Annotated in this window: 9 protein-coding genes; all 9 read left to right on the forward strand. The window is 64.6% G+C overall.

The genetic code is table 11. The features are described from left to right. The first annotated feature begins 171 nt into the window (after positions 1-171). The 9 genes from GPT33_RS02340 (at position 172) to GPT33_RS02380 (ending at position 11,290) form a co-directional block, all read left to right on the forward strand. Positions 172-558, forward strand: coding sequence for a YchJ family metal-binding protein (locus GPT33_RS02340; protein WP_296805547.1), 387 nt, complete (start codon positions 172-174; stop codon positions 556-558). 238 nt (positions 559-796) lie between these two features. Then, positions 797-2,641: an NADH-ubiquinone oxidoreductase-F iron-sulfur binding region domain-containing protein gene (locus GPT33_RS02345; RefSeq protein ID WP_296805549.1), complete on the forward strand. Its 1,845-nt coding sequence runs from the start codon at positions 797-799 to the stop codon at positions 2,639-2,641. Further along, positions 2,638-3,357: a 2Fe-2S iron-sulfur cluster-binding protein gene (locus tag GPT33_RS02350; RefSeq protein ID WP_296805552.1), complete on the forward strand. Its 720-nt coding sequence runs from the start codon at positions 2,638-2,640 to the stop codon at positions 3,355-3,357. Before GPT33_RS02345 ends, GPT33_RS02350 begins: the two co-directional genes overlap by 4 nt. Further along, the gene (locus GPT33_RS02355) at positions 3,357-3,896 is read left to right on the forward strand and encodes an NADP oxidoreductase (protein WP_296805554.1); all 540 of its coding nucleotides are present in this window, start codon (positions 3,357-3,359) and stop codon (positions 3,894-3,896) included. Before GPT33_RS02350 ends, GPT33_RS02355 begins: the two co-directional genes overlap by 1 nt. Positions 3,897-3,940: 44 nt before the next feature. Next, entirely contained in the window at positions 3,941-5,425 is a 1,485-nt protein-coding gene (locus tag GPT33_RS02360; RefSeq protein WP_296805556.1) for a Ni/Fe hydrogenase subunit alpha, read from the forward strand. A 164-nt stretch (positions 5,426-5,589) separates the two neighbouring features. Further along, positions 5,590-6,348: a mobilization protein gene (locus tag GPT33_RS02365; protein ID WP_296805558.1), complete on the forward strand. Its 759-nt coding sequence runs from the start codon at positions 5,590-5,592 to the stop codon at positions 6,346-6,348. Positions 6,349-6,494: 146 nt separating this feature from the next. Then, positions 6,495-9,038, forward strand: coding sequence for a DNA translocase FtsK 4TM domain-containing protein (locus GPT33_RS02370; protein ID WP_296805560.1), 2,544 nt, complete (start codon positions 6,495-6,497; stop codon positions 9,036-9,038). 62 nt (positions 9,039-9,100) lie between these two features. Further along, complete coding sequence (locus GPT33_RS02375; protein ID WP_296805562.1) at positions 9,101-9,808, forward strand: outer membrane lipoprotein carrier protein LolA; 708 nt, start codon at positions 9,101-9,103, stop codon at positions 9,806-9,808. A gap of 189 nt (positions 9,809-9,997) precedes the next feature. Beyond that, entirely contained in the window at positions 9,998-11,290 is a 1,293-nt protein-coding gene (locus GPT33_RS02380) for a replication-associated recombination protein A (protein WP_296805564.1), read from the forward strand. Positions 11,291-11,436: the final 146 nt, after the last annotated feature.

Raw genomic sequence — 11,436 nt, forward strand, 5'->3', positions numbered from 1 at the left:
CAATATGGAAGATGCGCGTTCATGTGAACCGCGGTTTCTGCAGACCTCTTGCGAGCGTCTGTGTTATGTAAAGTAGAATCCGGCGCGGCGGATGTCAAGAGGTGTCGGGAAAAATATTATGTCAATTCATTCTCCGGGCTGCAGGACCTGGTCTTCGGGTAGAGCGAGCCTATGAAACCTATCGATCGGTGCCCCTGCGGGGCCGCCGCAGACTATTCGGTGTGTTGCGGACGTTATCTGGACACGGAGCTCCTTCCGGACACCGCCGAGGCCCTGATGCGCTCGCGCTATGTCGCCTACTTCCGGGCACGGACGGGATATTTGTTGTTCACTTGGCATCCATCCACCCGACCTTCGACGCTCGACCTCGAGGGTGAGCCGGTGCGCTGGATCGGTCTGCAGGTGCGTCGCGTCGAGGCCGGAGGTCCGGACGATCGGCACGGGATCGTCGAGTTCGTTGCCCGCTACAAGGTCGGCGGCCGGGCATATCGTCTCCATGAAACCAGCAGGTTCGTGCGCGAGGACGGTCGGTGGTTCTATATGAACGCGTTGGTCTGATCTTCTACGGGGGTAAGGGCGCTGCGCAAGATGCGGTGCGGTAGGGGTCCGCAAGCTCTTTCGAGAACCGCGATGCCCCCGGGCCCGGAGGCATCGGGGCGGGGTGCCTGGCTCCCAATCCGTCCGTTCCCCGGAGGGAGCTGCCGCGCAGCATGGCCGTAGGCGCCCGCTACCATGTTCTATACTGCGATGAGGCAACACGATTTCCGGCCCGATGCCTTACCCGCGGGAGGTGCCGATGAACGCGTCCACAGCCGTCACGGTCGAGGGGTTTGTGGCGGAGTCTCTTGTAACCCATGGCCGCGATCCGCGGCACCTGCTTCAGCATCTGATCCGCGTCCAGCAGCGTTTTTCCTGTGTTCCCGATGCGGCCGTGGAAGCCTTGTCCGCCGCACTGGACGTGACTCGCACTCAGGTGCGCGCCGCCATTGCCTTCTACGCCTTTCTGCATGAGCGCCCGCGCGGCGCCTTCGAGATCCGTTTCAGCGACAACATCACCGACAGGATGCTGGGCAGCCGGCGTCTGATCCGTCTGTTGATCGAGCGTCTCGAACTGAGTGGGCTGCCGGCTTGGGGGCGTGACCTAATCCGAGACGACGGGCGCGTGAGCGTCGGTCTCGCCTCCTGCACCGGGATGTGCGACCAAGGCCCTGCGCTCCTGGTCAACGGCCAGGCCGTGACCAACCTCGATGCGCAGAGGGTCGATCGGATCGCAGATCTGGTGCAGGAGGGTATTCCGCTCGAGCGTTGGCCGGGGGAGTTCTTCCGGGTCGAAAACAATATCCGTCGGCACGGACTGCTGCTCAGCAACCCGGCGAACGACGGTGCTGCCCTGCACCGGCTTATCGATGAGGGTGCGGACGACGCGCTGGCGGAGGTGGAGCGATCCGGACTGCGCGGACGCGGCGGGGCGGGCTTCACCACCGCAATTAAATGGCGCTTCTGCCGCGAGGCTCCGGGGATCGATCGCTATGTCGTCTGCAACGCGGACGAGGGCGAGCCCGGGACCTTCAAGGATCGTGTCCTGCTGACCGACTACGCGGACTTGGTGATTGAGGGCATGACGGTCTGCGCCGGGGTCATCGGTGCCCGTCGGGGCTTTCTCTATCTGCGCGGCGAGTACCGTTACCTTCTGCCGCATCTCGAATCGGTGCTGCAGCGCCGTCGCGCCGAGGGTTTGCTCGGCACGATGATTCTCGGCCGCGACGGCTTCGACTTCGACATCGAGATTCACCTGGGTGCGGGCGCCTACATCTGCGGCGAGGAGTCCGCGCTGATCGAGTCGCTCGAGGGCAAGCGCGGCGTGACGCGCAAGCGCCCGCCCTTTCCGGTGACCAGTGGCTTCGACGATCAGCCGACCGTGGTCAACAACGTCGAGACCTTCCTTGCCGCCGCGCGGGTGGTCCAATGGGGCGGCTATTGGCTCCGCGGAGAAGGCACCGATCAGTCCGCCGGCAGCAAGATTCTTTCGGTCAGTGGGGACTGCGCTTGGCCCGGTATCTACGAGTATCCGTTCGGTACGCCGGTCCATCAGGTCCTCTCCGACTGCGGGGCGGAGAATACCCAAGCGGTGCAGATCTCGGGTGCCGCGGGTGCGACCCTCTCGCCGGCTGATTTCGATCGCATCATTGCCTTCGAAGACCTGCCGACCGCCGGCTCCTTCATGATCTTCGATGACAGCCGCGACCTACTCGACATGGTCCGCAACTTCGCCGCCTTCTTCGCGCACGAGAGTTGCGGCTTCTGCACGCCCTGTCGGGTCGGCGGCGCGCTCCTACGCAACCTGGTCGAGAAGGTCGCCGCCGGTCAGGGCTCGGAATACGACCTGAGCGAGATGCGCCATATCGGCGCGGTGATGCGCCAAGCGAGCTATTGCGGGCTCGGGCACACGGCACCCAACCATGTCCTCAATACGCTGGACAAATTCCCGCAGATCTATCGACGGCGCTTGGAGCGCGAGGCCCACACCCCGTCCTTTGACCTGGACTCGGCGCTTTCGGAAGCTCGCGCACTTACGGGTCGAGACGACATCGGAGCCCACATCCGAGCCCAAATCCCAGAGGGATCGGAGGTATCCGCATGAGCAAGAGCTTCAAACTCGACGGCCGCGCGATCCCCTTCGAAACCGGCCAGACCATTATGGACGCGGCACTTGCCGCCGGGGTCTATATCCCGCACCTGTGCCACAATCCGGAGTTCGCACCGCACGGCAGTTGCCGTGTCTGCCTGGTTGACATCGGCGGGCGCCAAGTCTCGGCCTGCACGGCCGCGGCGAGCGAGGGGATGGAGGTCGACAGCAGCTCCGAGGCCATTCAAGCGACGCGTCGAGCCATCCTGCAGATGCTCTTCGTAGAAGGCAATCACGTGTGTCCCGCCTGCGAGAAGAGTGGGGCCTGTCAGCTCCAGGCAGTGGCCTATTACGCCGGGATGTTGGCGCCGCACTTTACCCACTTTTTCCCGCGTCGGCCTGTCGATGCCTCGCACTCGGACGTCATCATCGACTTCAACCGCTGCATCCTCTGCGAGCTGTGCGTGCGCGCCAGTCGCGACCTCGACGGCAAGCGGGTCTTCGCCATCAGCGGACGGGGCCTCGAGAGTCACCTGGTGATCGACTCGCCCAGTGGCCTGTTGGGCGATTCCAGCTTTGCCGTCGGCGACAAGGCGGCCCATGTCTGCCCCACCGGCGCCATTCTGCCGAAGGGCCGCGGCTACGAGACCCCGATCGGCGAGCGACTCTACGACCGCGAGCCCATCAGCATCGTCGGCGACGTGCGTGCTCACGAGGAGGAGGTGGTCTGATGGTCGAGAAGCCCCGTGTCGCGACCGCCTCGCTCTGCGGCTGCTTCGGCTGCCATATGTCCCTTTTGGACATCGACGAGCGCATCCTGCAGCTGGTCGATCTGGTGACTTTCGACCGCACCCCGTTGACCGACATCAAGACACTCGGCGACTGCGACCTGGGTTTGATCGAGGGCGGGGTCGCCAACGCGGAAAATGTCGAGGTGCTGCGCGAGTTTCGGCGTTGCTGCAAGACCCTGGTCGCCGTCGGGGCCTGCGCGGTCAACGGCGGGATCCCGGCGATGCGTAACCAGTTCGGTCTCGCCGAGTGCCTGCGCGAGTCCTATTGCGAGGGTATCGGGGTGCACAACCCCGGCATCCCGAACGACCCCGAGATCCCGCTGCTCCTCAATCAGGTGCATCCGATTCACGAGGTCGTTGCGATCGACTACGTCTTGCCCGGATGCCCGCCCTCGGCCGATGCCATCTGGACCTTTCTAACCGAGTTGTTGGAGGGGAGACCGATCGCGTTTCCCTACACGCAGATTCATTTTGATTAAACCGCGCCCAGCGCGGAACCCCGAAACCGCCCGAGGTTTCTACCATGACCACGAACCTGGAGACCGCCCGGCACCCCGAGACCCTCAAGCGGGTCTGTATCGAGCCGCTGACACGGGTCGAGGGTCACGGCAAGGTGACCCTGTTGCTAGACGAGGACAACCACGTCAAGCAGGCGCGGCTGCATATCGTCGAGTTTCGGGGCTTCGAGAAGTTCATCCAGGGGCGGCCCTATTGGGAGCTTCCGGTGCTGGTGCAGCGTCTTTGCGGGATCTGTCCGGTCAGCCACCACTTGGCCGCGGCCAAGGCATGCGATCGGCTCATCGGGGTGGATCGGTTGACGCCGACGGCCGAGAAGGTGCGCCGGTTGATGCATCTGGGGCAGGTGCTCCAGTCCCACGCGCTGCATTTCTTCCATCTCTCCTCGCCCGATCTGCTGTTCGGCATCGATGATGCGGTGGCCCATCGCAACATCGTCGGCGTCATCCGGGATCATCCCGAGATCGCGATGCAGGGCGTGCTGCTGCGCAAATTCGGGCAGGAGGTCATCCGTGTGACCTCTGGCAAGCGGGTCCATGGCACCGGCGCGTTGCCGGGCGGGGTGAACAAGAACGTGAGCCTCGAGGAGCGCGATCTGCTCCTGGCCGAGATCGACCGAATCCTCGACTGGGCCGAGAAGGGGGTTCAGCTCATCAAGCGCATCATCCTGACGCGCCCCGACTTTCACTATCGCTTTGCCGCCGTCGATGCCAACACCCTGAGTCTGGTTGCCCCGGACGGCGCCTTCGAGCTCTACGACGGCGGGCTGCGCGCGCGCGATGCGCAGGGCGAGACCCTCTTCGATCATGCGGACGATCAGGGTTACGCGCAGCTGATCCACGAGGAGATCAAGCCTTGGAGTTACATGAAGTTTCCCTTTATCGTGGCGCTGGGACCGGAGCAGGGCTGGTATCGGGTCGGCCCGCTCGCGCGCGTCAACAACTGCGCGCGTTTCCATACGCCGCTCGCCGAGCAGGAGCGACAGGACTTCGCGGCCGCCGGCGAGGGGCGCCCGTTGCAGGCCGCGCTCACGACCCATTGGGCGCGGATGATCGAGCTGCTGCACTGCGCCGAGGCGATCGGCGAGCTGCTCGCCGATCCCGATTTGCAGGGCACCGATCTGCGTTGCGACGGCCCGCTGCAAACGACCGGAATCGGCGTGCTGGAGGCCCCACGCGGGACGCTGTTCCACCACTACGAGATCGATCCAGACGGGCTGGTGACCCGCGCCAACCTGATCGTTTCCACGACCAACAACAATCAGGCGATGAACGCGTCCATCCGCCGTGTCGCCGCCGACGATCTGGACGGGCACGAGCTCACCGAGCCTTTGCTCAACCGCATCGAGGTCGCGATCCGGGCCTATGACCCCTGTTTGTCCTGCGCGACTCACGCGCTCGGTAAGATGCCTCTGGAGCTCGAGCTGCTCGACGCTGAAGGACAGCATGTCGGACGGCTGGTCCGGCACGCCGACGGCTCGATCGCCCTCTGAGCGCGCATCGATCGCCCGGCGCCCGACATGCCTGGTGTTGCCCGGCGTTTCGGACCGCTCGGCATCACCGACGGCACTGAGGGGCAGCCGTCGGCCGGCCCTTGCGGGACGCTCGCCCTCGGTGCATGCTCCGCGCCCATCAACGCGACCCGGAGCAATCACACATGAGCAAGATCCATTTTATCGGCGGCGAGAAGGGCGGGGTCGGCAAGTCGGTGCTGGCCCGCCTGCTCGCGCAGCATCATATCGACAACAACCAGCCCTTTACGGTCTTCGACACCGACCAGTCCCATGGGGCCATGCTGCGCTTCTACGGCGACTTCTCCAGATCCGTCTTGCTCGATGCCTTCGAGGATGCCGACCAATTGATGGATGCCGCGCTTGCGGCGCCGCAGAATGTACTGGTGGACCTGGCCGCCCAGACCTCCGCGCCCTTGTTCCGCTGGATCGATCAGAACGACTTCCTGACGCTTGCCGCAGACGAAGGGGTCGGAGTGGTCTTCTGGCATGTCATGGACGACGGTGCCGACGGTATCGGCCTGCTCCAGCGGCTTATCGACCGCTACGGCGAGGCGGCATCCTATGTCGTGGTGCAGAACTATGGTCGCGGGAAGGATTTTTCGGCGTTTCGGAACTCTCCGGCGCGGGCGGCGGCCGAGGCTGTCGGTGCCCGCTTCATGGAGCTGCCCGAGCTGCACGCGGCCACGATGCGCAAGGTCGATCACCTGGCGGCGAGCTTCTGGGCCGCGGGCCAGAGCCGACCGGGCGGGCTGGGTCTAATGGATCGTCAGCGCCTCAAGGTCTGGATGCGCAAGGCCAACGAGCAGATCGCCTCCTTGGGTCCGGTGCTTGCCGTGCAGTCGCCGGCCGAGACCGTTCCGGAGTGGCTGGCTGGCGCATTGGACGAGACGTCGCCCGGCTGAGCGCAACTCCGGGCGCGCCTGCCGGTGCCGTCATTGCCCTGATTCAGACGGAATTCAGGCGGGGTTCATGACGGATTCAGCCATCGAAACTACCCTAAAAAGCGCCGGCAACGGTATCATGGGGAGCCAAAATTTCGGAGAGAGTCATGGCGCAGGCGACACGATACGGGCAGTTGACGTTCAGCGATTACGTGGAGCGCGCGCTCCGCGAGGGCGCCATGTGGACCCTCATGGTCGTGGCGCTCTATCTGGTGCTCGCCTTGGCCAGCTACTCGCCGGATGACCCTGGTTGGTCCTACGTCGGCGATGTCTCTCAGGTCAGCAACGCGGCCGGTCGGGCCGGCGCCTGGTTTGCGGATGTCACGCTCTTTCTTTTCGGGTTTTTCGCCTATCTGCTTCCGGTGATGGTCGGCTGGAGCGCCTGGCTGGTGTTCCGCGGCCGCGGCGAGGAGCCGGCGCCGCGCACCTGGATCCTGGCGCTGCGCTGGATCGGGTTCTTCATCACCATCGTTGCCGGCTGCGGATATGCCGCGATTCATCTCGCGGACCTCGGCGCCCATCTGCCGAACGGGGCCGGCGGTGGTCTGGGCCTGCTCGTGAGCGGCAACATGCGTGCTGCCTTCAACACGACAGGAACCGATTTGCTGCTCGGTGGAGCCCTTTTGGTCGGCTTCACGCTCTTCTCCGGGATCTCATGGCTGAAGGTGGTCGACAATACGGGCGCTGCCGTCCTGCAGGCTGCGGGTTGGGTCGCGAATGTCGTGCAGGGTGCTGCGACGAGGCTGGTGTTGCGCCGGCGGGCTGCCGCAGCGGCGGAGTCGACCGGGCTGCCCGAGGCGTTGAACCTGATCGACGCCCCGGCGGGATCCGACGGACTATCGACACGTTCGCGCTTGCAGGAAGCGACCAGCCTCGAAGCAACCGGCTCCGAAGCGCCGGGGCACGAGCCCGGCGAGCGGCTCGGTCGTCGTTCCGAGGGGCTTCCGCGGCGTGTCCGGGAGGCCATGACCGAGCCCGAGACCCTGTCGCTCGACGATCTCAAACGGGGCCAGAAGCCCGTGCCGGCGGCGGCACCGCGGATCAAGACACCCCCGCGCCCGGTGACCCGGCCGGAGCCGCCGATCCAGGCCACGCAGGCCCCTTCGGGACAGGCCGCATCCGCTGCTCATGTCGCAACCGGTCGGACCGACGAGATCAGTCTTCCGCCACTCGACCTGCTCGACCTCCCCCGTCCGAGCGGGCGGGCCTACTCGGAGGAGCAGATCGAGGATCTTTCCCGACAGGTCGAGATCAAGCTCGCCGATTTCGGTGTGCAGGTCCAGGTCGTGGCTGTCTACCCCGGTCCGGTCGTGACGCTGTTCGAGCTGGAGCTCGCACCCGGGATCAAGGTCAGCAAGATTACCGGACTGGCGAAGGACCTGGCCCGCGCGCTCTCGACCATCAGCGTGCGCGTGGTGGAGGTTATCCCGGGCAAGTCGGTGATCGGCATCGAGATCCCCAACCAGCAGCGCGAGACGGTCTTTCTGCGCCAGACCTTCGGCTCGGCGACCTATCAGGACGCCAAGTCGCCCCTGACCTTGGGTCTGGGCAGCGACATCTCCGGTCTGCCGGTCGTCGTGGATCTGGCCAAGATGCCGCACGTGCTGATCGCCGGCACGACCGGCTCGGGTAAATCGGTGGCTATCAACGCCATGATCCTGAGCCTGCTCTACAAGGCCGGACCGCAGGACGTGCGGCTCATCATGGTCGATCCGAAGATGCTCGAGCTCTCGGTTTACGAGGGCATCCCGCATCTGCTCACCCCCGTCGTCACCGACATGAAGGAGGCGGCCAATGCGCTGCGCTGGTGCGTCGGGGAGATGGAACGTCGCTATCGCCTGATGGCGAAGCTCGGGGTGCGCAATATCGGCGGCTACAACCGCCAGATCGCCGACGCGGCAGCGCAAGGACGCACCATCCCGGATCCTACCATCGCGGCCGATTTCGCCGCCGAGCAGGGTATCGAGGTGCCTGCGCTCGAGCATCTGCCCTATATCGTCGTGGTGATCGACGAGCTGGCGGACATGATGATGGTGGTCGGCAAGAAGGTCGAAGAGCTGATCGCGCGCCTGGCGCAGAAGGCACGGGCCTCGGGGATTCATCTCCTGCTTGCGACTCAGCGCCCGTCGGTCGATGTGCTGACCGGGCTCATCAAGGCCAACATCCCGACTCGGATCGCCTTCCAGGTGTCCTCGCGCATCGACTCGCGCACCGTCCTGGACCAGATGGGCGCCGAGCAGCTGCTCGGGAACGGCGACATGCTCTATCTGCCGCCGGGCGGCAACATCCCGCAGCGCGTGCACGGCGCGTTCGTGGACGATCACGAGGTGCATCGGATCGTCGAGCACCTCAAGCAGTTCGGTGCCCCGCAGTATCTGCAGGACGTGCTGCGCGAGCCGACCGAAGTGCTCCCCGGCATCGATCCGGAGCCGCGCGGCGACACGGAGGATACGGATCCACTGTTCGACGAGGCGGTTCAGATCGTTGTGGAGAGCCGCCGTGCCTCCATCTCCGGCGTACAACGGCGCCTGAAGATCGGCTACAACCGCGCCGCGCGCATGATCGAGGAGATGGAGCGCATCGGCATCGTGGGTCCGGCGGAGACCAACGGAAACCGCGAGGTCTTGGCGCCTCCACCGATCGAGGACTGAACTGAATCTTTGACGTTTTTTCGTGTCTTCCGTGGTTCATAAAGCCGTTTTCAGGATTTCCTATGTTAGATTTGTTCCGCTTGGTTGATCGGTTCGGGCATCACCCGAGGCGTCTTGAAAACCCCGGTCAATCATCGCGCCTGCGAGTCGTCGTGCTCGCCTTGCTCTTGCCGCTGACCCTTCTGTCCGGAATTGCGGCCGCAAACGCCGCCGAGGGCGCACAGCGGGTCAACGACTATCTGGCCGGACTCGGCAGCCTGCGGGCCGACTTCGAGCAGTTTACCTTCAATGCCGAGCGCACCCGGATGATGGAGTCGCGCGGTACCCTCTATCTGCAGCGCCCCGGCCGTTTCCGTTGGGAGTACAGTGCGCCGAACCGGCAGGTCATCATCGCCGACGGCAGCCGAGTCTATCTCCACGACCTGGAGCTGAAACAGGTCTCGCATCAAAGCCAGAGTCGCGCGCTGAGCGGAACCCCGGCCCTGCTTCTGGCCGATGGCGGTCCGATCGAGAAGCACTTCGAGGCGTCGCCGATCGAAAGCACGGACGGCCGAACCTGGGTGGAGCTGATCCCCAAAGCCCAAGACACCGACGTGGTTCGGATCGAGCTCGGATTCGGCAAAGACAACCTCGAAAGCCTCATCATGGAGGACAGCTTCGGACAGACCACGCGGCTGAATTTCACAGGGGCGGAGCGCAATGCCAAACTGAGTCCGGATCTGTTCAAGATGGACCAGGGGGCGATGGACGATTTTCTCTCCTTCGACTGAAGCGCGTCTCGGTATGATCTGTGCGGTTTGCTGTTCGGATCGCCCTTGCGGATCTCAATGGGCGTCGGCGCAGACGCGCTTCAGGAGTTTAATTTTTTCTTCTGAACCGCGTCCGCCGCGAATGCCTCGAGTACTGCCGGGCGTCGGGCTGCGGCGAACCGGTGGTCACCACTTCGGGCGCGGTTCAGAATGACTGATGCGCCGCTCGCCGAGCGGATGCGCCCGGCAACGTTGGACGGATTCTTCGGTCAGCAGCACCTACTTGCGCCGGACAAGCCGTTGCGTGGAGCGATCGAGTCGGGTCAACTCCATTCGATGATCTTCTGGGGGCCGCCCGGCTCCGGTAAGACCACGCTTGCGCGTCTCATCTCGCGTGTCTCGGGTGCCCATTTCCTCAGTTTGTCCGCCGTCCTTGCGGGCGTGAAGGACATCCGTGATGCGGTCGCCACGGCACGGGCGGTGCGCGATCGGGAGCAGCGCCCCACACTGCTCTTCATCGACGAGGTGCACCGTTTCAACAAGGCCCAGCAGGATGCCTTTCTGCCGCATGTCGAAGACGGCACCCTGACCTTTATCGGGGCTACGACCGAGAATCCGTCCTTCGCGTTGAACAACGCACTGCTGTCGCGCGCGCGTGTCTATCTGCTTCATGCCCTGGAGGTCGAAGATATCGAGCGCGTCTTGGCGCGCGCCCTTGCGGACCCGGTTCAGGGCCTCGGCGAGCTTCGAATGCGTCTGTCCGACGAGGCATCGGCCCTGCTTGCGCGCAGTGCCGACGGCGATGCCCGCCGGGCGCTGAATGTGCTCGAATTGGCGACCCGGATGACAGCGGGCGAGGAGATTACATCGGCGACTGTCGCGGAGGTGATCGCCGGCAGCGTGCGACGCTTCGATAAGGGCGGTGATATCTTCTACGACCAGATCTCGGCGCTGCATAAGTCGGTGCGAGGATCGGACCCGAACGCCGCGCTTTATTGGCTGGCGCGGATGATCGACGGCGGCTGCGATCCGCTTTATGTGGCGCGGCGCATCGTGCGGATGGCCAGCGAGGACATCGGCAACGCCGATCCGCGTGCACTGGACCTGGCGCTCAACGCCTGGGAGGCGCAAGAGCGTCTCGGCTCCCCGGAGGGCGAGCTGGCACTCGCCCAGGCGGTCGTCTATCTCGCCTGCGCCGCCAAGAGCAACGCGGTTTATCTGGCCTGGAACGCGGCCTTGGCCGACGCCCGGTCGTCCGGCTCGCTGGATGTCCCGGTTCATCTACGCAATGCCCCGACCAAGCTACTCAAAGAGCTGGGACACGGACGTGCCTATCGCTATGCCCACGACGAGCCCGAAGGATATGCGGCCGGGGAGACCTATCTCCCGGATGCCTTGTCGGGGCGACGCTATTACAAGCCGGTCGATCGCGGTCTGGAGATCCGGATCCGCGAGAAGCTGGAGCGTCTAAAGGCGCTGGACGAGGCAGCGGGACGAGACTGAGCGTGGCGCCGACGGTCGGTTGTGCCTCGCATGGCTCGGCACAACCTACGGCCCTTAAGACGCCCCTACACGTCTTTAGGCGACCACCGATGGTTGCCGCCTAAACCGCGTCCAGAGCGAAATGCTCACTTTCGAGTCAGTACGAC

Source organism: Thiocapsa sp., from assembly GCF_011390875.1.
GTDB lineage: Bacteria > Pseudomonadota > Gammaproteobacteria > Chromatiales > Chromatiaceae > Thiocapsa.

Excerpts from the sequence above, each read along its gene's own strand:
- GPT33_RS02340 (WP_296805547.1), top strand. The coding sequence starts at position 172 with ATGAAACCTATCGATCGGTGCCCCTGCGGGGCCGCCGCAGACTATTCG.
- GPT33_RS02345 (WP_296805549.1), top strand. The coding sequence starts at position 797 with ATGAACGCGTCCACAGCCGTCACGGTCGAGGGGTTTGTGGCGGAGTCT.
- GPT33_RS02350 (WP_296805552.1), top strand. The coding sequence starts at position 2,638 with ATGAGCAAGAGCTTCAAACTCGACGGCCGCGCGATCCCCTTCGAAACC.
- GPT33_RS02355 (WP_296805554.1), top strand. The coding sequence starts at position 3,357 with ATGGTCGAGAAGCCCCGTGTCGCGACCGCCTCGCTCTGCGGCTGCTTC.
- GPT33_RS02360 (WP_296805556.1), top strand. The coding sequence starts at position 3,941 with ATGACCACGAACCTGGAGACCGCCCGGCACCCCGAGACCCTCAAGCGG.
- GPT33_RS02365 (WP_296805558.1), top strand. The coding sequence starts at position 5,590 with ATGAGCAAGATCCATTTTATCGGCGGCGAGAAGGGCGGGGTCGGCAAG.
- GPT33_RS02370 (WP_296805560.1), top strand. The coding sequence starts at position 6,495 with ATGGCGCAGGCGACACGATACGGGCAGTTGACGTTCAGCGATTACGTG.
- GPT33_RS02375 (WP_296805562.1), top strand. The coding sequence starts at position 9,101 with ATGTTAGATTTGTTCCGCTTGGTTGATCGGTTCGGGCATCACCCGAGG.
- GPT33_RS02380 (WP_296805564.1), top strand. The coding sequence starts at position 9,998 with ATGACTGATGCGCCGCTCGCCGAGCGGATGCGCCCGGCAACGTTGGAC.